The organism is Rhodanobacter denitrificans (assembly GCF_000230695.2).
GTDB classification, from domain to species: Bacteria; Pseudomonadota; Gammaproteobacteria; order Xanthomonadales; family Rhodanobacteraceae; genus Rhodanobacter; species Rhodanobacter denitrificans.
In genome coordinates this window covers 3,329,350-3,352,845 of record NC_020541.1, presented here as the reverse complement: position 1 = coordinate 3,352,845, position 23,496 = coordinate 3,329,350, and the positions used below count along the sequence as shown (strand labels likewise).

The window sequence follows — 23,496 nt, the reverse complement described above, 5'->3', positions numbered from 1 at the left end:
GCCACGCAAGGTGGTGCGTCGAAACCCACGAAAGCCGCCATGACCGCCATCAAACAAGCAGACCTGATCCAGTCCGTCGCCGACGCGCTGCAGTACATCAGCTACTACCACCCGGTCGACTACATCAAGAGCCTCGCCGCCGCGTACGAGCGCGAGGAGTCGCCCGCCGCGAAGGATGCGATGGCGCAGATCCTGATCAACTCGCGGATGGCCGCCGAAGGCCACCGGCCGCTGTGCCAGGATACCGGCATCGTCACCGTGTTCCTGAAAGTGGGCATGAACGTGCGCTGGGACGACGCCACCATGAGTCTGGAGGACATGGCCAACGAAGGCGTGCGCCGCGCGTACCTGGACCCGGACAACAAGCTGCGCGCCAGCGTGCTGGCCGACCCGGCGGGCAAGCGCGTCAACACCAAGGACAACACGCCGTCGGTGGTCAACATGTCGATCGTGCCGGGCGACACGGTCGAGGTGATCGTGGCGGCCAAGGGCGGCGGCTCCGAGGCGAAGTCGAAATTCGCCATGCTCAACCCGTCCGACTCGATCGTCGACTGGGTGCTGAAGACCGTGCCCACCATGGGCGCCGGCTGGTGCCCGCCGGGCATGCTTGGGCTGGGCATCGGCGGCACCGCCGAGAAGGCGATGCTGATGGCGAAGGAGGCGCTGATGGAGTCGATCGACATCCAGGAACTGATCGCGCGCGGCCCCGCCAATCGCGCCGAGGAACTGCGCATCGAGCTGTACGAGAAGGTCAACGCGCTGGGCATCGGCGCGCAGGGCCTGGGCGGCCTGACCACCGTGCTCGACGTCAAGGTGAAGGATTTCCCGACCCACGCGGCGAACCTGCCGGTGGCGATGATCCCGAACTGCGCCGCCACCCGCCACGCGCACTTCGTGCTGGACGGCTCCGGCCCGGTGATGCTCGACCCGCCGTCGCTGGAGGATTGGCCCAAGCTCACCTACGACGCGTCCAAGGGCCGCCGGGTGAACCTCGACACCGTGACCCGGGACGACGTCGCCGGCTGGAAACCGGGCGAGACCCTGCTGCTCAACGGCAAGCTGCTCACCGGCCGCGACGCCGCGCACAAGCGCATGGTCGAGATGCTCGACCGGGGCGAGCCGCTGCCGGTGGATTTCAACGGCCGCTTCATCTACTACGTCGGCCCGGTCGATCCGGTGCGCGAGGAGGTGGTCGGCCCGGCCGGCCCGACCACCGCCACGCGCATGGACAAGTTCACCGAGCAGGTGCTGGCGCAGACCGGCCTGCTCGGCATGGTCGGCAAGGCCGAGCGCGGCCCCGCCGCGATCGAGGCGATCAAGAAGCACCGCTCGGTGTACCTGATGGCCGTGGGCGGCGCCGCGTACCTCGTTTCCAAGGCGATCAAGGCCTCGCGCGTGGTCGGCTTCGCGGACCTGGGCATGGAGGCGATCTACGAGTTCACCGTCGAGGACATGCCGGTGACCGTGGCGGTCGACTCGGGCGGCAGCTCGGTGCACCAGACCGGCCCGCGCGAATGGCAGGCCAGGATCGGCAAGATCCCCGTGTTTATCAAGTAAAAGCAGTGCGCGCAGCGCACGCGTTTGCCTCCTCCCTTGCTCGCAGGGGAGGATTGAGGAGGGGTCAGCTCTTCGCCAAAGTCAAAAGCACCCCACCCCAACCCTCCCCTGCAAAGCAGGGGAGGGGGCTCGGCCGCCTGCTGCTTCGCAGGTCGATTTCTTCCATCGGATTCAGACGTCCATACGTCCAAAAATAATCCCCGGGAAAACCATTTGCATTTCAAATGCCGCGGCGCAACACTGACCTGATATCCATCCCTTACAGCGAACCCCTGTGACTCCGCCAATCTCCGCGCCGTTGCCCCCTGACGCCCCCTGGATCGTGATGAAGTTCGGCGGCACCAGTGTCGCCACGCTTCCCCGCTGGCAGAACATCTGCGAACTGGTCGCCAGCCGCCGCGCCGAAGGGGCGCGCGTGCTGGTGGTGGTTTCCGCGCTGACCGGCATCACCGACGCGCTGAAACAGCTGTGCGGCGAGGGCGAACAGGACAAACGCAAGGCGGCGGCCGGCGCGATCGCGCAACGTCACTACGACTTGCTGGAGCACATGCAGCTGGCGTTGCCGGACACGCTCGGCTCGCGCCTGTCCGACCTGGCTGCGCTGGCCGCCGACGGCCCCGCGCCGCGCGGCGAGCTGGCCTGGCAGGCGCAGGTGCAGGCGCACGGCGAGCTGATGTCCAGCGCGCTCGGCGCCGCCTTCCTCAGCCACAGCGGCCTGCCCACGCAATGGCTGGATGCGCGCGAGTGCCTGGCGGCGGTGGCGCTGCCGAACCAGAACGAGCGCACCCGGCTGCTGTCGGCGATGGTCGAGGCGAAGCCCGATCCGGCGCTGAACGCACGCCTGGCCGCACTCGGCGAGGTGTTCATCACCCAGGGCTTCATCGCGCGCGAAACGCATGGCCGCACCGTGCTGCTCGGCCGCGGCGGCTCGGATACCTCGGCCGCCTATTTCGGCGCCTTGCTGAAGGCGCAGCGGGTGGAGATCTGGACCGACGTGGCCGGCATGTTCACCGCCAACCCGCGCCAGGTGCCGGGCGCGCGCCTGCTGCAGCGGCTGGATTACGAGGAGGCGCAGGAAATCGCCTCCACCGGTGCCAAGGTCTTGCACCCGCGCTGCCTGTCGCCGTTGCGCGAGCCGCGCGTGCCGCTGCTGATCAAGGACACCAACCGCCCCGAACTCGACGGCACCGTGATCGGTCCGGAAGTGCGCGCGCACGCGCCCAGCGTCAAGGCGATCAGCGCGCGCAAGGGCATCACCCTGGTCTCGATGGAGTCGGTGGGGATGTGGCAGCAGGTCGGTTTCCTCGCCGACGTGTTCGCGCATTTCAAGACGCACGGCCTGTCGGTGGACCTGATCGGTTCGGCCGAGACCAACGTTACCGTGTCGCTCGATCCCACCGAGAACCTGCTCGACTCCGACGCGATCGCCGCGCTGGCCTCGGACCTGGCCAAGGTGTGCCGGGTCAAGGTGATCGCGCCGTGCGCGGCGATCACCCTGGTCGGCCGCGGCATGCGCTCGCTGCTGCACACCTTGTCCGGCGTGCTGGCCGAGTTCGGCCAGCTGCGCGTGCACCTGATCTCGCAGTCGTCGAACAACCTCAACCTCACCTTCGTGGTGGACGAGGAAGTGGTCGATGCGCTGCTGCCGCATCTGCACGACCTGCTGATCGGCGCCGGCGCGCTGCGCACCGACGACAGCGTGCTGTTCGGTCCGAGCTGGCAGATGCTGTATGGCGGCGGCGACATCGTTCCCGCCGTGCCGGCATGGTGGCGCGTCGCGCAGCGGCCGCGCCTGCTGGAACTGGCCGCGGCGGCCACGCCGCGCTATGTCTACCACCTGCCCACGGTGCGCCAGCAGGCACACGAACTGAAGTCGCTGGCGGCGGTGGACCGGCTGCACTACGCGGTGAAGGCGAACACCCACCCGGCCATCCTGCGCACGCTGGCGGCGGAGGGCTTCGCGTTCGAGTGCGTGTCACCGGGCGAGCTGGAAGCGGTCAGTGCGGTGGTGCCGGCGTCGGTGCCGCTGCTGTTCACGCCGAACTTCGCGCCGCGCAGGGACTACGTCCGGGCGCTTGCCACCCGCGCCAGCGTCACGCTGGACGCGCTGCATCCGCTGCAGCACTGGGGCGAGCTGTTCCGCGGTCGCGAGATCGTGTTGCGGGTCGACCTGGGCCGCGGCCTGGGTCATCACGAAAAGGTGCGTACCGGCGGCAGCGCCAGCAAGTTCGGCCTGCCGCTGGATCAGTTGCCGACATTCCTGCAGCTGGCCGATGCGCATGGCGTGGCCGTGCGCGGCCTGCACGCGCATCTTGGCTCGGGCGTGCTCGACGTCGCGCATTGGGGCGAGGTGTATGCGCAGCTGGCCAGCCTGGCCGAGCGCATCGCCAGCGTGGTGTTCCTCAACATCGGCGGCGGCCTCGGCGTGCCGGCGCACCCGGGCGAGGCGTCGCTGGGCATCGCCGCGCTCGACCGTGCGCTGCGCGAGGTCAAGGCGGCCTATCCGCAGTACCAGTTGTGGATGGAGCCGGGCCGCTACCTGGTCGCCGACGCCGGCGTGCTGCTGACGCGGGTGACCCAGCTGAAGGACAAGGGCGGCTTCCGCTATCTCGGCGTGGACACCGGCATGAACAGCCTGATCCGCCCCGCGCTGTACGATGCCTGGCACAAGATCGTCAACCTGAGCCGGCTCGGTGAACCGGCCACCGCGCTGTACCAGGTGGTCGGCCCGATCTGTGAGTCCGGCGACGTGCTCGGCACCGACCGCCGATTGCCCGAGGCGGCCGAGGGCGACGTGATCCTGATCGCGCAGGCCGGTGCCTACGGCAAGGTGATGTCCTCGCACTACAACCTGCGTGACGAGGCCGACGAAGTCATCATCGACTGAGGTTTCTGCCTCCTCTCCCCTTTGGGGAGAGGATTGAGGTGAGGGGTCACGCCGCGGCGGACCAGCAACAAAGGAGCTTTTCAGGGTGAAACGCCAGAACGTCGACCGGGCACGTGGTCTGCGCCAAGCCATGACCGATGCCGAGCAGAAGCTTTGGTTCCATTTGCGCAACCGGAAGTTGAATGGCCACAAATTCCGCTGCCAACATGAGATCGATCATTACATCGTTGATTTTGTTTGCAGTGAGGCCATGCTGATCGTTGAACTGGATGGCGGCCAGCATGCGGAACAGGTCGGGTACGACGAGCGCCGCACCCGGTATCTGCAAGCCAAGGGATACCGCGTGCTGCGTTTCTGGAACAATGAGGCGCTGATGAATATCGAAGGCGTGCTCGGGGTGATTCTGGAGGTCGTCGCCAGCCCGGCCCCTTACCCCAGCCCTCTCCCCGCAGGGGAGAGGGGGCACGTCGCGGCAGAGAGTGAAGAATGACGATAACCGTGCAACCGCGCCTGACCCGCGTGTTCCGTTTCACCCGCGCGAGCTACGCCGATGGCGTGGCCGAACTGGCGTATGCGTTCGACGAGGGCGAGGAACTGGTCGAGACGATCCGCTTTCCGCAGGCGCCGGCGGTGCCCACCGAGCGGCGCGCGGCGTTCGACGCGGCACTGAAGCTGCTGCACCTGGTTGCCGGCGTCAGCTATTACAAGGCCGGCGTGCCGCCGAAGATCGAGCTGGCCGATGGCCCGCTCGACGACGGCACCGCCGAGCTGCTGGACCAGTTGTACCTGCATGGCTTGGCCGAGTTCGCCTACCGCAACGGGCTGGATCTGCGTGGTCGCATTGCGTTCCCGCGCCTTGGCGCGGGAACAGGAACGGAACGTTCGCGTGGTGGCAGCGCGCCCGCGGTCGGCGCGCTGGATTTGCCAAAACGCACACTGGTGCCGATCGGCGGCGGCAAGGATTCGCTGGTCGCGGTGGAGGCGATCAAGGCGATCAGTGGCGAGGCGACCGCCGTATGGGTCGGCAATTCCGCCCTGATCGCGGCCTGCGCCGAACGCACCGGGCTGCCCACGTTGAACATCCAGCGCGAACTGGCGCCGGGCCTGTTCGAACTGAACCGGCTGGGTGCATGGAACGGACACATCCCGGTGACCGCGGTGAACTCGGCGATCCTCGCCGTGGCGGCGATCCTGTACGGCTACGATTCGATTACGTTCGCCAACGAGCGTTCCGCCTCGGCCGCCACGCTGGAGTACGACGGCCAGCAGGTGAACCACCAGTGGAGCAAGAGCCTCGCGTTCGAGACGCTGCTCGGCGACTGGCTGCATACCCACGTGGCCGCCGACCTCGACTACTGCTCGCTGCTGCGGCCGTACTCGGAGCTGGCGATCACCCGCGCGTTCGCGAAGTTGACGCCGTATTTCGACGTGTTCTCCAGCTGCAACCGCAACTTCAAGCTGCTCGGCCCGAAGCCGGTGGACCGCTGGTGCGGGCAGTGCCCGAAGTGCCACTTCGTGTTCCTCGCACTGGCGCCGTTCCTGCCCAAGCCGCGGCTGCTGGCGATCTTCGGCCGCAACCTGCTGGATGACGAGAACCAGGCCGCCGGCTTCGACGCGCTGCTGGAATACCAGGACCACAAGCCGTTCGAGTGCGTGGGCGAGGGTGCCGAGGCGCGCGCGGCGATGTACGCGCTGAGCCAGCGGCCGGAGTGGCAGGAAGATGCGCTGGTCGAGCGCTTCCGCAGCGAAATCCTGCCGCAGCTCGACGCAACGCAGCTGGCGCTGGAGCCGTGGCTGGAACCCTCGCCGGAGCACCGCGTGCCGGCACGCCTTCAGGCGGCGCTGGCGGCGATCGGTTGATGCGCTTCGACGAGCTTCGCGATCGCCGCGTGGCGATCTGGGGTTTCGGCCGCGAGGGCCGCGCGGTGCTCAAGGCGCTGCGCGAGCGCCTGCCGTCACAACCGCTGACCTTGTTCTGCAGCGCTGCCGAAGTCGACGCGGCGCGCGCGTTCGACGCGGCGTTGCACATCGTCGCCGGCGAACCGGATGCCGCCACGCTGGGTCGCTTCGACGTGGTGGTGAAGTCGCCCGGCATCTCGGCCTACAAGCCGGCGTTGCTGGCCGCGCGGGCGCAGGGCACCCGGCTCACCTCCGGCACCGCGCTGTGGTTCGGCGAGAATCCCGACGCGCGCGTGATCGCCGTCACCGGCACCAAGGGCAAGAGCACCACCAGCGCGCTGATCGCGCACCTGGCGCGCGCGCTTGGCGTGCGCACCGCGCTGGCCGGCAACATCGGGCTGCCGCTGCTGGAACTGCTCGGCCAGTCGGCGGACCTGTGGGTGATCGAACTGTCCAGCTTCCAGACCGGTGAAGCGGGCCCGCTGGAACTGGGCGTGGTCACCAGCCTGTACGAGGAACACCTCGACTGGCACGGCTCGCGCGAGCGCTACGTGGCCGACAAGCTGAAGCTGGCCGACGTATCGCGCATGCTGCTGGTCAACGGCCTGCAGCCGGGCCTGCTGGAGCGCACCGCCGCGCATCCGCGGCGCCTCGTGTTCGGCACGCCGGAAGGCTGGCACGTGTGTGATGGCGCAATCCGCCGCGGCGGGCAGGCGGTGTTCGACAGCGCCGCACTGGCGGCGCCCGGCCTGCACAACGCGCTCAACGCCTGCGCTGCGCTGGCCGCGCTGGAAGCGGTCGGCATGGACGCGCTCGCCGCCGCGCCGGCATTGGCGACGTTCCGCCCGCTGCCGCACCGCCTGCAGCCGCTGGGCGAACACGAGGGCTGGCACTGGGTCAACGACTCGATCAGCACTACGCCGCTGGCCACGCTGGCCGCATTGGAAAGCCTGCATGGCCGCGCGGTGACCGTGCTGGTCGGCGGCCATGATCGCGGGCTGGACTGGACACCGTTCGTCGAGGCGATGCGCACCGCACCGGCGCACGCGATCGTCTGCATGGGCGCCAATGGCGGCCGCATCGAAGCGGCCTTGCGCGCGGCTGCGGTTGCTTGTCCGGTCTTGCTTGTGAATGATCTCGCAAGTGCGGTCGAGGCGGCCAGGGCGCGCACGCTTGCGCATGGCGTGATCCTGCTGTCACCCGGCGCACCCAGCTTCGACCAGTTCAGGGACTATGCCGAACGCGGGCGGCAGTTCAGTGCGCTGGCCGGGTTTGAGGCGACCGGCGTTGCCGGCATCGATGGTTTGGGTATCGAGGGAACTCCGCACGACTGAATCGCTTGCGAGGATGGTTCGTCGATCACATCGTCAACTGCCCGCAACTGCAGGGGCATATCTGGTGCGCAATTTCCTGCTTCCAGCGTTGAGCCGTCGGCCTTGCCCACAAGTGGAAGCGAGGGGAGGGTTGGTGTCACCCACCTCTGACTTCCTCGGCCACTTCCGCCTGCCAGGCCGGGGTGGGCCGTAGGTGGCGGGCAGGAGGCCGTCGGGGTTTCCAGCGCGAACAGCTCGTCGTCTTTTTCGAGGCGCAGGCAGCCCGGCAGTTCGCGCGGCAGGATGACGCCGGCGGAGTTGCCGATGATGGTGATCTTCGGTTTCATGACGGGCCCCGGGGAATGGGGTATGGCGAATGCCGCGCCGCGGCACGGCGCGGACGCAACGCACTGCCGGGGCCAAGTTATGCTTGTCCGGCCGGCGTGCGGCCGGTACGTGAAACGAGTGTCGGAGGATGCATGAAGTCAGCAGGCAAACCCGATGGTGAGGATGCTTCCGCCCATATCACCGCGCGGATCGACGAGCTCGGCGATTGGCGGGGCGAGGTGCTCGCGCACGTCCGCCAGCTGATCCGCGAGGCCGACCCGGATATCCGCGAGGAATGGAAATGGGCCAAGCCCACATCGGGAGGCACGCCGGTCTGGTCACATGACGGCATCGTCTGCACCGGGGAGTCGTACAAGGACAAGGTGAAGCTCACCTTTGCCCGCGGCGCCTCGATCAAGGATCCGAAGAAGCTGTTCAACGCCAGCCTCGATGGCAATACGCGTCGGGCGATCGACCTGCGCGAAAGGGACAGGATCGACGAGGCGGCGTTCAGGCAACTGATCCGAGCGGCGGTGGCGGCCAACACTGCCAGGAAGAAGTAGGTTTCGGCCTCCGGCGAAGCCGCCGGTGGCCGCCACTGTCCGCGCGCCACGCAAAAGGGCCGCACTTGCATGCGGCCCTTCGTTTTCAGCGGCTGGAAACGCCTACCAGATCTTCACCCGATCCTTCGGCGCCAGATACAGCTTCTCGCCCGGCTTCACGCCGAACGCGGGATACCACGGATCCAGGTTGCGCACGGTCTGCGCGCGGAAGTCGGCGGGGGCGTGCACGTCGGTGGCGAGGCGCTGGCGCTGGGCGGCGTCGCGGATCTTCGAACGCCAGGCCTGGCCGTAGGCGAGGAAGAAGCGCTGGTCGCCGTCGAGGCCGTCGATCACCGGCGCCGGCTTGCCGCCGAGCGATTTGTGATAGGCGAGGTAGGCGATGGTCAGGCCGGAGACGTCGGCGATGTTCTCGCCCAGCGTCTGCTCGCCGTTGACGTGCAGGCCGGGCAGCGCCTCGTACTGGTCGAACTGCTTCGCCAGCTGCTGGCCGGCGGCCTTGAAGTGGGCCAGGTCTTCCGGCGTCCACCAGTTCGCGAGGCGGCCTTCGGCATCGAACTCCGCGCCCATGTTGTCGAAGCTGTGGCTGATCTCATGGCCGATCACCGAGCCGATCGCACCGTAGTTGGCGGCGGCATCGGCATGCGGGTCGAAGAACGGCGGCTGCAGGATCGCGGCGGGGAAGTTCAGCGCGTTTTGCAGCGGCAGGTTCACCGCGTTGACGGTCTGCGGGGTCATCCACCATTCACCCTTGTCGACACGCTGGCCGAGCTTGGCACGCTGGTGTTCGTACTCGAATTTTTCCGCACGCAGGTGGTTGCCGAGCGCGTCGTCGGCACGGATCTGCAGGGAACCGTAGTCGCGCCAGGTATCCGGGTAGCCCACGCCGACGCGCAAGGTGGCGAGCTTGGCCTTGGCCTTTTCGCGTGTGGCCGGGGTCATCCAGCTCAGGGTATCGATGCGGTCGTTGAACGCGGCGATCAGGTTCTTCACCAACTGCTCGATTTCTGCCTTCGACGACGCCGGGAAGTAGTGCTTGACGTAGAGCTGGCCCACCGCGTCGCCGAGGTCGCCGCTGGTGGCGCCGACCGCGCGCTTCCAGCGCGGTTGTTGCTGCGGCGTGCCCTGCAGGGTGCGGCCGTAGAAGTCGAAGCTGAGGTCGGCATAGGCCTTCGGCAGCAGGCCGGCGCTCTGGTTGATGGTGTGGAAGAGCAGCAGGTCCTTCCACGCCTGCAGCGGCTCGCTGGCGACCAGTGCCGACAGGCCGGTCACCGCATTCGGCTGCCAGGTGTCGATCTGCTGCTGGCCGTCCAGGCCGGCGGCCTTGAAGTAGCTGGCCCAGTCGAGGCCCGGCGCCTTCCGCGCGAAGTCGGCCATGCGCCAGAGGTTGTTGGCCTTGTGGATGTCCTGGCTGTCGAGCAGGTCCGTCTGCGCCTTTGCGATCTTCGTCTCCAGGTCGAGGACGGTTTTTGCCTTGGCCGCCGCGTCGGCGGTGCCGGCCTGTTCCAGCAGGGCGCCGATGTAGGTCAGGTACTTGCCGCGCGTTGCCAGCATGTGGGGGTCGCTGGACAGGTAGTAGTCGCGGCTGGGCATGCCCAGGCCGCCCTGCAGCAGGTAGGCGATGTTGTGCGAGGGATCTTCCAGCCCCTGCGTCACGAACAGGCCGAACAGGTTCTGGGTGTGGAAATGGGTGGCGTTGACCGGGTCGACGTCCGCACGCAGGCGGCTGCCCAGCACGCGGGCGAGATCCGCGCGCGAGGCGATCGCGCCGATCTGCGCCAGCTCCGGCTTGAGCGGCGCCAGGCCATGCTGCTCGATGGTGGCGGTGTCCATCCAGGCGGCGTAGTAGTCGGCGATCCTGCGCGCGTTGCTGCCGGCGGCGGGATGGCCGGCACCGGCGTCGCTGATCAGCTCGGCGGTGTTCTTCTCGGCCTGCTCGAACACCTTGAGGAAGGTGCCGGTACTGGAGCGGTCGGCGGGAATCTGCGCCGTCATCAGCCAGCCGCCATTGGCGTAGCGGAAGAAGTCGTCGCCCGGCTTCACGCCGTGATCGATCCCGGCCAGGTCGATGCCGGAAGGCCCGCTGGCCGGTGTCGCCGCCCATGCCGCGGGGCTGCACAGGATCGCCGCCGCCAGTACCCATCGGATGCGTTGCATGGTCGTTCCCCGGTCTTTGGAAACGTCCACGATAGTCCGCCGCGGCGGTCTTGTGGGCATGACCTATGGACTACGCCGGGGCGGGCCAGCGAGGCGTGCGACGGCTACTTCTCGATGCGGTAGTTGAAGCTGGCGCGACTGGACTCGGTGGCCTGCTGCGCCTCGAAGTTCCAGCGCTGGCTGAGGCGGTAGCGCAGGGTGATCACCTCGCCGGGCTCGAACAGGCCCACGCCGTAGCTGAGGTACAGCCGCGGCGACAGGTACTTGCCCACGGTGAACGCCGAGCTGCCACCCAGCGCCGCGTTGCTGGACACGCCGATGTCGTCCACGCCCATCCGCGCGCCGATGCTCCTGGCCAGCAGGTCGCCGGCGGCGGAGCCGAGCGCCTGCGCGGCGGCTCCCACCATGTCGCCTTCGCCGCCCTTCACCTGCGACAGCGGCTTGCCGGTGACCAGGTAGGACAGCGCGTCGGACTGCTCCATCACCGGGTTGGAGAACACGCTGAGGATCGGCCGCTGCGCGGTGCCGGAGACCAGCAGGCCCACTTCCTGGCCTTCGTCGATGGTGGCGTTCGGGTTGAGCTTGCGCACCGCGCGGAGGTTCAGGCCCGGGTTGTCGATCGGCGTGCTGGCGAACAGCAGCTGGCCGCGCTGGATCTGCAGGTTCTGGCCGTAGGCCTTGTAGGTGCCGTCGACCGCAAGCTGGCCCTGGCCCGTGGTGGCGCGGCCGGGGCGCTCGACCACCGTGAGCATGCCGCTGACGCGGCCGTCCAGACCCATGCCGACGACGTGCGTCTTGCGGCCGAGATCCACCTTGACCAGGGCACGGATCGGCACCTTGCTGGCGGCCTGTTGCTGCTGCTTCTCATCGACCACCACCACGTCGGGCGAGATCCGGGTGGCGCCGGCGCCGGGCAATTTCTCGGCGTTCACGTCGGCGCTGTCGATGCCGAGCGCGCCGCCGATGTCGATGCCGTCGGCGTCCTGCTTCACGGTCAGGTCGGGCGAGATCACCACCCTGGCGGCGGGGATGTCGGCGGCGGTGAACTGGCTGCCCTTGAGCGTGAGGATGGTCCGGGCGTCGGCGCCGAGGCCGGCGTTGCCGTCGATCGCCACGCGGCCCTTGCCCGATTGCACGCTGCCGTGGATCAGGAACTGCCGCGCGTCGGTGGTGCTGACCGTGAGCTGGCCCTGGCTCAGCTTGAGTCCGGCCGACGGCACCTCGGCGGCGAAGCCGTGCACGTTCGCCTGGCCGCTGAGCGCAGGCTGCTTCAGCGTGCCCGCGAAACGGAAGTTGCCGTCGGCGTCGCCCTTGACGCTGGCCACCTCGCTGCTGAACAGCTCGACGAAGGCGAGCTTGTTCAGGCGCAGGTCGAGCTGGCCACCCAGCGTCTGCTGCGCGCCCCTGATCGTGACCTGGCCATCGATGCGGCCGCCGTCGTCGAGCCCGCCGTGCACGGCGATGCGCTGGCCGGCCGGCGCGAGGTCGGCGTCCACGCGCAGCTGGTCGTAGCGCAGCAACGGTTGGTCGGCGCGGTCGGTGTAGCTGACGCTGCCCTGCGCGGAGCTGAGCGAGGCGTTGCCGCTGAGCGCGCCGGCGGCGCCGCGGCGGATCTTGCCGCTGCCCTCGATGACGCCATCGGCGCGCATCGGCAGGTCGGCGTTGCCGGTGGCGTTCAGCAGCAGCGCCAGCGGCAGCGCCTGCAGCCGGTAGCTGGCGTCGAGGTTGCCCGGCTTGTCCTGTGTCGCGGCCACGCACAGTTGCGGATCGCCGGCGCTCAGGCACAGCTCGGACAGGCTCATCGCGCCGTCGTGGTAGCTCAGCTGCGCGGGCTGCAGCAGGCGCCAGCCGGGCATGCCCTGCGGTTCGAGGTTGAGCGTGGACAGCGTACCGTTCCAGGCCGGGCCCTTCAGTGCGCCGTGCAGGGCGAGCCTGCCGGAGAGCTGGGTGCCGCGGGCATCCACACGCAATTGATGGTCGCCCTGGCTGCCTTCGGCCAGCAGGTCGAGATGCTGGAACAGCAGGCCCTGCAGGTACACGTTGCCGGTTTGCAGATCCAGCTTGCCGGCCGGGTGGCTGATGTCGGGAATGCCCACGATCAGCTGCAGCGTGTCGGCCTTCTGCTGCCGCCAGGCCAGCGAATGCCCGTGCAGCTGGCCGTTGATGCCGAGCTTCGGCCACATGCCATGGAGGTTGAAATGGCCGTCCAGACGGCCGCTCGCATCCGGCAGCCAGTCGCCCAGCGAGGCGATCGCCAGCTGCAGGTCGGCATCGTTGCTGGCGCCCGGGCGGGCATCCAGCTTCACCGTGCTGCCGCCCGAAGCGAGATCGAGCTGGCCGTCGACTACTTCTTTGGACGACAGGTGCAGCTTGCCGTGGCCGCTGACCGCGCGCCCGCGCAGCTTGCCCGCCAGCCGGCGGATCTCCAGCGTGGCGTCCGGGCCGCGGGTGCTGTTCGTGGGCAGGCTGCCGCTGCTGGCGATGTCGAAATCCAGGGCGCCGCCCCAGCCGGCGAACAACTGGCCGGGGTCGAGTTGGTCGGCGCTTGCTTCGGCCTGCCAGGCCAGATCGGGCTGCAGCGCCAGCGTGCCGTGCGCCTGCAGGCCGCCTTGTGCCTGTTTCAGTTGCAGCGTGTGCAGGGTGATCAGCTGCGCGGTGCCGTCCAGGTTCAGCGCCAGCTTCGCGAGCTTGCCCGGCGGGCCGATGTCGACGTCGCCTTCGGCGTGGTACGCGTCGGCGTTGCCGCTGGCCTTGAGCGCACCGCGGCTGGCCAGCGCCTGGCCGGCCAGGTCCGCCGGCAGCAGCAGGTCGTTCCAGCGGATATCCAGTGCGGCGCTGAGCGGCTTGGCGGCCAGCTGCACGGTACCGCTGGCTTCCACGCTGCCCTTGATCCGCGGCGAACCGAGCGTGAGCTGCTGCAGGGTCAGCGTGGCGAAGTCGGGGCTGAACTGCGCACGCAGCGGCTGCAGCAGCAACGGGTAGTCGTTGAGATCGAGCCGGCCGTCGAGCGTGCCGCCGTGACGGTCGCCGTGGCCTTGCACGGCAATCGCCAGCGCCTTCAGCGGACTGTCGCCAAGCAGCGGTTCCGGGTCGAAGCGCGGCGCGTCGAGCTGGCCGGTCCAGGCGTAGTCGCCGGACTGAATCAGGTCCACCTGCAGTCGGGCCACGGCCGGCGCGGTGAGCCTGAGGTCGAGCTGCGCCCGCTTGCCGTCGCTGCGCGCGCCGAGGCTGCCGGCATAGCTGGTGTCGCCGATTTTCCAGGCGAAGACAGCCTTGCCGTTGCCCTGGTAACGCGTGCCGATCGTCAGCCTGCCGTCGAGATTGGCGTGGCCGTCAGGCGCCAGCAGCACGAGCTGGCGCAGCTCGATGCCGCGCTCGGTCCAGCTGCCGGCCAGGTCGAGCCGATGGGAGGCGAACAGCGGCTGGCCGTCCTGCGTCAGCTTCAGCGAGCCCAGGTGCACGCGGTCGAGGATCAGGTCGATCGGCGGCCGCAGCGAGAAGCTGCCGGAGCGGGAGGTGTTGTCCGGTGCGGACTTGGGCAGGGCCACCTCGACGCCATCGACGTCCAGCGCGAGCACATGCAGGCGTTTGGCCAGCAAGGGCCAGAAACGCAGGTTCAGATGCGCCTTCGCCACGGTCGCCACGGTGCCCTTGCCGTCGTCGTAGCGGATGCCGGCCAGGTCGAGCGGGCCGAGCAGGCGGCCCTGCGCCTGTTGCACATGCAGCGCGCCGTCGGTGGCCGCCTGCGCCCGCGTCAGCGCGAAGCGCAGGCCCGCACCGGTGCCGAGCAGCCACCACAGTGCCGCCGCCACGAGCAGCAGCAGTGCGCCGAATGCGATGGCGATGCGCTTGAACCACTTCATGAGTCCGATGCCTTCCGTTTTTCCTCAGTCGTTGCGCTTTTTGCTTTTCGGGACCCAGCCTTTTACTCAAAATTGCAAAAGGGCAGTCCTGCCCTTTTGCAACTCGCCGAGTCCGTTGCACGGACCCGGCTCCGCCGCATCGACCACGTCGTGGTCGATGCGCGTGCGATCCATCCGTGGATCGCCTGTGAGCAGCCGCCTGCGGCAACCGCTCACAGATCCGGTCCGATCACCAGGTGCAGCTGGATGCCGTGCGCGCGATCGTCGTGGATCGGCGTGCCCAGGTCGACGCGGATCATGCCCACCGGCGAGCGCCAGCGCAGGCCGAGGCCGGCGCCGAGCTTCGGCCGGTAGTCGGTGCCGCTGAATGCGTTGCCGGCGTCGACGAAGGCAGCCATGCCCCAGTTGCGCGTGAAGTAATGCTCGAGCTCGGTGCTGGCGACCAGCAGGTGGCGGCCGCCGATGACGCGGTCGGTGCTGTTGCGCGGGCCGATCGACTGGTAGCCGTAGCCGCGCACCGAGCGGTCGCCGCCGGCGAAGAAGCGCAGTTGCGGCGGCAGCGCGGCGAAGTCGTTGGTCCAGGTCATGCCGGCGCTGCCGCGCAGGATCAGCCGGTTGCGGCTGCGCGTGCCGAGCGCGCGGATCCATTTCGCGTCGGCGGTGACCTGGCTGAAGCTGGCGTCGGACAGCAGGTTGCCGGCGGTGCTGCGTGCGGCCACGCTGAGCAGCCAGCCGCGCCGCACGAAATCGGGGTTGTCGGCCTGCTTGCGCGTCAGCGCGGCCTCGCCGAACACCAGCGTGCTTCGCCCGTGCTCGATGCCGGGCGCGTTGTCCGGCTCGCTGCCGCGCTTGCCCACGGTGAACGTGCCGGACAGCGCATGCACGCCCAGCGTGCGGGTCCAGCCGTGCCATTGGCGGGTCTCGTTGCCGACCAGTTCCAGCGTGCGCGATTGCGAGGTGGCGGTGTTCGCGTCGCGGAAATTCGCGCCGACGTTGTAGCTGCGCTGGTTGTCGCCGGGCAGCGGGATCGAGTACAGCGTGGACAGCGTCTTCAGCTTCTGCGCGACCACCAGCTCGTTCTTCCACTTGTGCCCGCGTCGGTTGACCCAGCGCCGCTCCATCCCGCCGCGCACGCCGAAGCCGGTGTCGGTGCCGATGAACGGGCCGCCGGTATAGATCGTGCGCTTGGCCGGCGCCAGCTGCACGGTGACGTCGACCACGCCGCCCTTCGCCGCGTCCACGTCCGGCAGCACGTTGACCACCGCGAAATAGTCCGCACCGTTCAGCGCCTGCTGCAGCTCCAGCAACTGGCTCTGCGAAAAGTAGTCGCCGGATTTGAACGGCACGTAGCGGTCGAGGAAGCCGTCCTCGAACTGCGAACCGTCGAAGTGCACCCGGCCGTAGCGGTAACGCGGGCCGGCCTGCCACGCCAGCTTGATCGCCGCGCTGTGGTTGGCACGGGTGACTTCGACCCGGTGGGTGAGCAGGCGGGCGTCGAGGAAGCCGCTGGCGGTGAGCTGCGCGCCGAGCGCGTCGCGCGCCGCGTCGTAGGTGCCATGGTTCAGCGGCTTGTCCTTGAGGCGTTCGAGCGCGCGCTTCGCCTGGCGGATCGGGGCCAGTGCGGCCGCTTCCGGGTCCAGTTGCACGTCGACGGCGGTGACCTTGACCGGCTCGCCCGGTTGCACGTGCAGGGTCACCCGCCAGTCCCTGCCGATCGGCTGCAGCTCGCCGGTGACGCTGGCGTCGTAGTAGCCGTACGGCTGCAGCGCGGACTTCACCTGGCCGGGCGCGCGTTCATACAGGCGTTTGGCCTGCGCATCGCTGACGTCACGACCAGCGTATTGCGACAGCTCCACGCCGGCGATCACCGCGGCCTTCAGCGGATCGGCGACGCCGTCCACCACCAGTTGCACCCCGGCATGGGCCTGCGATGCCAGCAGCAACAGCGGCAGCAGGAAGCTCGGGCGTCGGCGCGGACGGCGCATACGTGGGGTTCCATCCTCGGGGCATCTTCACGGGGGGAGGGCAGCTTAGCCAGATCGAGGTCGGCTTGGCATGAACGCGGGCCGGTTGCCGCGGCATCGGAGTCGAAGGGCCAGGGGCGGCTTCGCCGGGGCGGCCACGGCCGTCCCGACGGGCGGCATCAGCCGGCCTTGTCGCCTGACTTGTGCGCGATCCATGCGCCGATCACCGCCGAGACGTACGGGATCGACTGCGCGGCGAGGATGAACATCCACAAGGTGCCCTCGATGTAGCGCGTGCCGTAGCCCAGCGCCATGCCGACGATGCACAGCATCAGCGCGACCGCCATCAGCAGCTCCTCGCGTACCGGCGCGAACGCGGCGAAGTTGCTGCCGCCCAGGCGCCGGCTCTTGGCGGTGACCACGAACGAGGTCTTCTCGCGGGTGAGGCCGTGCAGGATGCCGCGGGCGATGGCATGGCTGAGGCCCATGCTGGCCAGCGAGGCCATCAGCGTGTCGTACCAGCCACAGGGTACGCGGGCACGGTACAGCACGATGCCGAAGATCGCCTTGGCGAAGAAGAAGCCGATCACCGGGATCAGGAACAGCTGCATCGGCAGGCTGAAGTACTGCGGGAAGGCCACCATGCCGGCGGTCCAGAACAGCGCCATCAGAGTGAAGATCAAATGCAGCGCGTCGGCGAACCAGCTGAACCAGCCGGTGAGGAAGTGGAAGCGCTGGCCGGCCGAGAGCGGACCCTTCTGCGTCATCCACCGCCAGCGGCCCTTGAGGATCTGCATGGCGCCGAACGCCCAGCGATAGCGCTGGCTCTTGTACGCCTTGAAGTCGGCCGGGGTGAGGCCCTTGCCCATCAGCTCGTCGACGTAGACCAGCTCGTAGCCGGCATGCATCAGGCGCAGGCCGAGTTCGGCGTCCTCGCAGATGGTCCACTCCGACCAGCCGCCGGTACCTTCCAGCGCGCTGCGCCTCACCATCGTCATGGTGCCGTGCTGGATGATCGCGTTGCGCTCGTTCCTGTGGTGCATGCCGATGCGGAAGAAGCCGTCGTACTCCCACGCGGTCATGCGGCGGAAGCGGTTGTGCTCGAACTCGCGGTGCGCCTGCGGGCACTGCACCACGGCCACTTTCGGGTCGTGGAAATGGCCGGTGAGGGTGGCCAGCCAGTCGGCGCGCACCTCGTAGTCGGCGTCGATCACCGCCACCACGTCGGCCTGTGGGTCGGTTTCCTTCAGGCCGAAGTTCAGCGCGCCGGCCTTGAAGCCCGGCCACGGCGCCAGGTGGAAGAAGCGGAAGCGCTTGCCGAGCTTCTCGCAGTATTCCTGCACCGGCTGCCACACCGCCGGGTCCTTGGTGTTGTTGTCGATCACCAGCACTTCGAAGTTCGCGTAGTCCAGCGCGGCCAGCGAATCGAGCGTGACGATCACCATCTCCGGCGGCTCGTTGTAGCAGGCCAGATGGATCGACACGAATGGCTGCTTCTCGGGCGGATCGGGCGTCAGCATGCCGGCATGGCGGATCCAGTCGCGCCGCCACAGCACCTCGGTGAACTCGAAGCCGTTGATCAGCAGGATCGCGAGGATCGCGATCTGCGCCGGGAACAGCAGCGTGAGCATGGTCCAGTCGACCCAGCTCAGGTAGAAGTTGAACGGCAACGTGGCCGACCACACGATCAGCCCGCAGGCCAGCTGGATCAGCGCGGCGAAGAAGAACCGCCCCATCAGCTTGAAGCGGCTGAAACGGCGCGCGAAGAAGATCATCGGCAGCAGCGCCAACAGGCTCGCCGCGATCGCCTTCCACGGCCACGAGGTGTCCTCGACCACCGGGCCGGTCAGCGGGAACTTCAGCTGGCGATCGGCGTTGAACATGCCCCAGTACGCGCCGGTGCGGCCTTCGCCGAGGTTTTCCTTCCACGGCTGGTCGAACGCTTCGAGCAGGTAGTAGTCGATGTGCGCAGTCTTGGCCGCGTTCATCCAGTCGCGGATGAAGATCGCCTCGTTGGAAACCGACGGGTCGGCGTACTCGTGGCGGTCGCCGTTCGACGGCCAGCCGATTTCGCCGACCACCACCGGCTTGTCCGGGTAGCGCTGGCGGATCTGCTGGTAGGCGCCGAGCGCCTGGTCCAGCGCCGGATGGGGGTTGCCGGAGGGACCGCTGACCGGCACGCCGTTCCAGAACGGGAACAGGTGGATGGTGATGAAGTCCACGTGCTCGGCCAGCTCGGGGTACTTCAGCCAGATGTAGTCCGGCTCGGCGATCGACACCGGCTGGTGCACGGCGGCACGCACGCGGTCCAGGTAGGCCATCATCTGCTCGGGCGCGAGGTCGTTGCGGAACAGCACCTCGTTGCCCACGATGACCCGGGTGACGGTGTCCGGGTAGGCACGCGCCTTGGCGATCAGCAGGTCGAGCTCGCGCTCGTTGTTGTCCAGGCGTTTGTCGATCTCGGCGCCGGCCATCACCTTCAGGCCTTCCTTCTGCGCCAACCGATACAGCTGCGGGTTCTGCTGCATCGTGTAGGTACGGATGTGGTCCGTGTACCGGTGCAGCAGCTTGAGGTCGGCGGCGATCTCCTCGTCGCTGGGGTAATCCAGCTTGAACGGGCTCTGGTAGCGCTGGAACACCGACAGCGCATAGCCGCCGACCTTGCCGTGCCAATCCTCCGGCCCGCGCGGGTAGTTGCCCCACCACCACAGCCCGATGTTCATCGCGGCCACGATCAGGGCGAGCACGATCGCCGTGAGCAGCGGATACCGGCTGTTGTGGTTTGCTGCGGTGGCGCTCAAAAAAATCCCCGGAGGAAGCCTGCGCAACAGGCGGTAGAGCTCTAGGAGCTTAACCAATCCATGGCATCGGGCTCAATAAAGATGGTCGGGCGCGGTCAGCGCAAGGTCAGCCGCGAGGTGATTTGCGGGCATGCGGATTCTGCACGCTTCGGTTTTCGCGGAGAAAGCTGCTCTGCCACCACAAGCTCAGCCAGGCAGCCCTTCCGCCAACTGGGCAAACAATCGCACAGCCTGCATCAACGGCTCAGCGAGGACGACCGCTGACTGCGTGAAGCATCCTTCAAGGGAGGTGACGCTGGAAACCAGCACCACGCCGATGCCAGCGACCTTGTAACCCAGTCGTTCCCCGACACGGCGCCATACCAGCTTGTTCGAGGCGCTGGGTGCCTGCTCCATCTGCACCCGCAGTAACCACTCGGCGGTATCAATGCCGAGCGCGTTGCACATCTTCTCGATCAGCCACGGCTCGGCCTGACTGCCGCGCGTGCGCCAATTGCTTACGGTTTGGCTTTTCACGCCGAGCGCCGCCGCGCCTGCACTGTCGGCGTGTGCGCCGATGCGTAATTTGTATCGTTCGAACAATTCGAGGGTTGCCTGCATATCCTCACCCTGTTGATTTATCTACTCAGTCTGAGTATAAAGCCGTCTGCCCCGGCATCTTAACCCGGCGCAGAGATCGTCAAGCGACTGGGGAGTAGCTTGTGGTAGGGATACCGTTGTTCAGACAGGAAGTCGTGGATGCGCGGCGTGGGGAATGGCTTGGCTCGATCATTGTGGCCGCGCCGCTGTCACGCTGGCTGCTTACCGCATTGGCGCTGGCGCTGGCTGCAGCCATCCTGCTGTTCCTCTTCTTCGGTCATTACACCCGCCGCGAAACCGTCACCGGGCAGCTGGTGCCAAGCGCGGGGCTGCTCAATATCGCTGCGCCCAGTGCCGGTACGGTTGCCCGCGTAGAGGTACACGATGGTCAGGTCGTCAAGGCAGGCGACGTGTTGCTCAAGCTCTCCAGCGAACAGGACAGCGCAGCACTGGGCGACACCCATGCACTGGTCGGGCAGCAACTGGATATCCAGCGTTCTCGCCTGAAGGCCGATCTGCTCAATCAGAAGCAATTGTCGGAGCAGCAGGCCGATGCATTCCGTGCCAAAGCCGCGCTGCTGCATTCGCAACTGACCCAGATCGCCGGGCAGCTGGCGATCCAGCAAAAACAGGTGATCAGCAACCAGCAGTTGCTGGCGCGGATACAGCCGCTTGCCGCCAAAGGCTATGTCTCGGCGGTGCAGATCCAGCAGCAGGAAACAACCGTGTTGGACGCGCAGGCGCAATACAAGGCGCTCGTACGCCAACAGCTCGATGCCCAACAACAACTCGACGCCACCCGGCAACAGCTGGCCCAGCTGCCGTTGGATGATGTGAGCAAGCGCAACGACACCGAGCGGCAACTTGCCTCGCTGACCCAGTCCATGGCGCAGAACGAAATGCAGCGCGCGGTCGTGCTGCGCGCGCCTCGCGATGGCGTGGTTTCCACCGTGCTGCTGAAGCAAGGCCAGATGGTAAGCGCGGGGCAGCCGTTGCTGTCCATCCTGCCTTCCGGCTCTGTCCTGCAAGCGCAGTTGTTGGTGCCCAGCCGGGCCATCGGTTTCATCGAGGCGGGCAGTCGGGTGGTGCTGCGCTATCAGGCGTTCCCATACCAGAAGTTCGGGCAGCAGTACGGGCGGGTGACCGACATATCGCGCAGCGCGCTCTCGCCATCCGAGATCGGCGCGCTGGTGGGACAACAGGCAAAGGAGCCGCTGTATCGCATCCAGGTGAAGCTGGACAGCCAGCAGGTGCTGGCCTATGGCAGGCAGGAGCCGGTGAAACCCGGCATGGCGCTGGAGGCCGACATCCTGATGGAGCGTCGCCGCCTGATCGAGTGGGTGTTCGAGCCGCTCTACGGCATGGTGCATCACCTGGCGGGAGGTGCCGCCCGTGGCTGATGGTATCCAGCGTGGGCGAGCCCGCAAGCCCGTGCGCGGCTATCGCGCAGCGCTGCAATTCGGTTGGTCGCGCAGCCTGCCGATGATGTTGCAGACCGAGGCGGCCGAATGCGGTCTGGCATGCCTGGCGATGGTGGCCAGCTATCACGGCCACGATGTCGACCTGGCCGGACTGCGCCGCAAATTTTCCACCTCGCTGAAGGGCGTCACTCTGGCGCGAGTGATGGCGATGGCAGGCCAGCTCGGCTTTGCCTGTCGCCCGCTCAAGCTGGACATGGACGATCTGGCCAAGCTCAAGGCACCATGCCTGCTGCACTGGGATCTCAACCATTTTGTGGTGCTCAAACACGTCGGCAAGCGCCGCATCGTCATCCATGACCCGGCACGCGGCATCCGCAAGCTGAGTCGTCGTGAAGTCTCTGAACACTTCACTGGCGTGGCGCTGGAACTGAGCCCGTCGGCCAGCTTCGAACCCGTGCATGCGCGTCAGGCCGTTTCCATGCGCGCACTCACCGGCCGCGTGCGCGGGCTGGTACCGGCGCTGCTGCAGATCCTGTTGCTGGCATTGGCGCTGGAAGTGTTCGCGCTGGCGGCACCTTTCTATCTGCAATGGGTGCTGGATCAGGTCATGGTCTCGGCCGATCACGATCTGCTGAGTTTGCTCGGCTTGGGTTTCATCGGCATAGCCGTGTTTTCGGCGCTGGTCACGGCGGCACGTTCGTGGGCTGTTACATGGCTGGGCGCCACACTCAACGTGCAATGGGCGAGCAATTTGTTCGGTCACCTGATGCGACTGCCGCTGGACTGGTTTGAAAAGCGGCATGTGGGCGATGTGGTGTCGCGTTTTGGCTCGATCCAGACCATCCAGCAGACCCTGACCACGCAGTTCATCGGCTCGCTGCTGGATGGTCTGATGTCAACGGTCACCCTCGTTGTGATGGCGTTCTACAGCATCTGGCTCACCGTGTTGGTGGTGAGTTTGTTCGTTGCGTACGGATTGATCCGCTGGGCGTTCTTCAACCCGCTGCGGCGCGCCAACGAAGAGCAGATCGTCTACGCGGCGCGTCAGCAGAGCGAGTTGCTGGAGTCCATTCGCGGCGCGATGCCGATCAAGCTGGCCAACAAGCAGGATGAGCGGCTGTCGCGTTATGCCAATGCGACGGTGTGCACCGCCAACTGCATCATCGGCATCCAGCGCCTGGGCATCGCCTTTACTCTCAGTAACCAACTGATGTTCGGTATAGGTCGTGTAGTAATGATCTGGATCGCCGCCACGTTGGCGCTGAAGAACGCATTTTCCGCCGGCATGCTGATTGCCTTCATCGCTTACGCCGACCAGTTCTGCAGTCGCGCCGCCGGCCTGATCGACAAGTGGGTGGATTTCCGCATGCTGAAGCTGCATGCAGAGCGAGTGGCGGATATCGCGCTGACCGCGCCGGAGAAGATGGCCGGTGCGACGTGGAATGGCCCGACCCCCGAGGCCAGTATCGAACTGTGCAGTGTTAGCTTCCGCTACGCGGAAGGCGAGCCGTGGATTCTGAAGGACTGCAATTTGCGTATTGATGCAGGCGAGTCGGTGGCAATCGTCGGTCCCAGCGGCTGCGGCAAGAGTACGCTGGCGAAGATCGTGCTTGGATTGCTTGAGCCGACTGAGGGGGCGGTGAAGTTCGGGGGCACCGATATCCGCAATCTGGGGTTGGATACCTACCGCCAGCAGGTCGGAGCGGTGATGCAGGATGACCAACTCTTTGCTGGCTCTATCCTCGATAACATCAGTTTCTTTGATTGCCAAGCCACGCCAGTTAAGGTGGAGGCGGCTGCCCGAATGGCTGCGATACACGCTGATATTGCGGCGATGCCGATGGGCTACCAGAGCTTGGTGGGCGACATGGGATCATCTCTGTCTGGTGGTCAGAAGCAGCGGGTGATCCTGGCGCGGGCGCTGTATCGCCGCCCCAAATTGCTGGTGCTGGATGAGGCCACCAGTCATCTTGACATCGACAATGAGCATCGCGTCAATGCCGCGATCCAGCGCATGAAAATGACTCGCCTAGTTATCGCGCATCGTCCAGAAACTATCTCCAGCATCCCCAAGGTGATTCTCGTGGATGCAGGGAGAACCGAATTAATCGCTGACCATCAAAATATGGCTGCGGTTGATCCCATGCAAAGGGGAGCTTTGTGAAACA

At 67.1% G+C, this 23,496-nt stretch carries 13 protein-coding genes and 1 pseudogene; 8 read left to right on the top strand and 6 right to left on the bottom strand.

The genetic code is table 11. The annotated features are described in order from the left end of the window. Positions 1-39: 39 nt before the first annotated feature. The 5 genes from R2APBS1_RS15520 (at position 40) to murD (ending at position 7,677) form a co-directional block, all read left to right on the top strand. Positions 40-1,557 (top strand): fumarate hydratase, encoded by a 1,518-nt coding sequence (locus R2APBS1_RS15520; RefSeq protein ID WP_015448656.1) that lies wholly within the window; start codon positions 40-42, stop codon positions 1,555-1,557. A gap of 325 nt (positions 1,558-1,882) precedes the next feature. Further along, complete coding sequence (locus tag R2APBS1_RS15515) at positions 1,883-4,444, top strand: bifunctional aspartate kinase/diaminopimelate decarboxylase (protein ID WP_041676806.1); 2,562 nt, start codon at positions 1,883-1,885, stop codon at positions 4,442-4,444. Between the two features lie 85 nt (positions 4,445-4,529). Continuing rightward, positions 4,530-4,934 carry an endonuclease domain-containing protein gene (locus tag R2APBS1_RS15510; RefSeq protein ID WP_015448654.1) on the top strand — a complete coding sequence of 135 codons (405 nt, stop codon included), beginning with the start codon at positions 4,530-4,532 and terminating at the stop codon, positions 4,932-4,934. Then, positions 4,931-6,304 (top strand): UDP-N-acetyl-alpha-D-muramoyl-L-alanyl-L-glutamate epimerase, encoded by a 1,374-nt coding sequence (gene murL, locus R2APBS1_RS15505; protein ID WP_015448653.1) that lies wholly within the window; start codon positions 4,931-4,933, stop codon positions 6,302-6,304. Before R2APBS1_RS15510 ends, murL begins: the two co-directional genes overlap by 4 nt. Continuing rightward, positions 6,304-7,677 carry a UDP-N-acetylmuramoyl-L-alanine--D-glutamate ligase gene (gene murD / locus R2APBS1_RS15500; RefSeq protein ID WP_015448652.1) on the top strand — a complete coding sequence of 458 codons (1,374 nt, stop codon included), beginning with the start codon at positions 6,304-6,306 and terminating at the stop codon, positions 7,675-7,677. The genes murL and murD overlap by 1 nt, the downstream gene beginning before the upstream one ends. A gap of 136 nt (positions 7,678-7,813) precedes the next feature. Here the strand turns inward: murD and R2APBS1_RS20715 are convergent. Further along, positions 7,814-8,003, bottom strand: a pseudogene (locus tag R2APBS1_RS20715) (AbrB/MazE/SpoVT family DNA-binding domain-containing protein). Positions 8,004-8,135: 132 nt separating this feature from the next. Here R2APBS1_RS20715 and R2APBS1_RS15490 point away from each other — a divergent pair. Then, a complete protein-coding gene (locus R2APBS1_RS15490; protein WP_015448651.1) occupies positions 8,136-8,546 on the top strand; it encodes a DUF1801 domain-containing protein in 411 nt (136 codons plus the stop codon). A 102-nt stretch (positions 8,547-8,648) separates the two neighbouring features. Here the strand turns inward: R2APBS1_RS15490 and R2APBS1_RS15485 are convergent, their stop codons facing one another. From R2APBS1_RS15485 to R2APBS1_RS15465, 5 genes are all read right to left on the bottom strand, one after another. Continuing rightward, complete coding sequence (locus R2APBS1_RS15485) at positions 8,649-10,700, bottom strand: M13 family metallopeptidase (protein ID WP_015448650.1); 2,052 nt, start codon at positions 10,698-10,700, stop codon at positions 8,649-8,651. Between the two features lie 104 nt (positions 10,701-10,804). Then, entirely contained in the window at positions 10,805-14,563 is a 3,759-nt protein-coding gene (locus R2APBS1_RS15480) for a translocation/assembly module TamB domain-containing protein (protein ID WP_015448649.1), read from the bottom strand. Positions 14,564-14,775: 212 nt separating this feature from the next. Next, complete coding sequence (locus R2APBS1_RS15475) at positions 14,776-16,548, bottom strand: autotransporter assembly complex protein TamA (RefSeq protein ID WP_015448647.1); 1,773 nt, start codon at positions 16,546-16,548, stop codon at positions 14,776-14,778. Positions 16,549-16,706: 158 nt separating this feature from the next. Further along, positions 16,707-19,328, bottom strand: a complete 2,622-nt coding sequence (locus R2APBS1_RS15470) for a glycosyltransferase family 2 protein (RefSeq protein ID WP_015448646.1) — start codon at positions 19,326-19,328, stop codon at positions 16,707-16,709. A 186-nt stretch (positions 19,329-19,514) separates the two neighbouring features. Continuing rightward, positions 19,515-19,928: a hypothetical protein gene (locus R2APBS1_RS15465; protein ID WP_007512727.1), complete on the bottom strand. Its 414-nt coding sequence runs from the start codon at positions 19,926-19,928 to the stop codon at positions 19,515-19,517. 116 nt (positions 19,929-20,044) lie between these two features. On the opposite strand from R2APBS1_RS15465, the gene R2APBS1_RS15460 reads away from it, so the two are divergent. Both R2APBS1_RS15460 and R2APBS1_RS15455 read left to right on the top strand, forming a co-directional pair. Further along, positions 20,045-21,307, top strand: a complete 1,263-nt coding sequence (locus tag R2APBS1_RS15460; RefSeq protein ID WP_236100450.1) for a beta-barrel domain-containing protein — start codon at positions 20,045-20,047, stop codon at positions 21,305-21,307. Next, positions 21,300-23,492: a peptidase domain-containing ABC transporter gene (locus tag R2APBS1_RS15455; RefSeq protein ID WP_015448644.1), complete on the top strand. Its 2,193-nt coding sequence runs from the start codon at positions 21,300-21,302 to the stop codon at positions 23,490-23,492. Before R2APBS1_RS15460 ends, R2APBS1_RS15455 begins: the two co-directional genes overlap by 8 nt. Positions 23,493-23,496: the final 4 nt, after the last annotated feature.

Coding starts and splice junctions, on each gene's coding strand:
- R2APBS1_RS15520 (WP_015448656.1), top strand. CDS start 40: ATGACCGCCATCAAACAAGCAGACCTGATCCAGTCCGTCGCCGACGCG.
- R2APBS1_RS15515 (WP_041676806.1), top strand. CDS start 1,883: ATGAAGTTCGGCGGCACCAGTGTCGCCACGCTTCCCCGCTGGCAGAAC.
- murL (WP_015448653.1), top strand. CDS start 4,931: ATGACGATAACCGTGCAACCGCGCCTGACCCGCGTGTTCCGTTTCACC.
- murD (WP_015448652.1), top strand. CDS start 6,304: ATGCGCTTCGACGAGCTTCGCGATCGCCGCGTGGCGATCTGGGGTTTC.
- R2APBS1_RS15490 (WP_015448651.1), top strand. CDS start 8,136: ATGAAGTCAGCAGGCAAACCCGATGGTGAGGATGCTTCCGCCCATATC.
- R2APBS1_RS15485 (WP_015448650.1), bottom strand. CDS start 10,700: ATGCAACGCATCCGATGGGTACTGGCGGCGGCGATCCTGTGCAGCCCC.
- R2APBS1_RS15480 (WP_015448649.1), bottom strand. CDS start 14,563: ATGAAGTGGTTCAAGCGCATCGCCATCGCATTCGGCGCACTGCTGCTG.
- R2APBS1_RS15475 (WP_015448647.1), bottom strand. CDS start 16,548: ATGCGCCGTCCGCGCCGACGCCCGAGCTTCCTGCTGCCGCTGTTGCTG.
- R2APBS1_RS15465 (WP_007512727.1), bottom strand. CDS start 19,928: ATGCAGGCAACCCTCGAATTGTTCGAACGATACAAATTACGCATCGGC.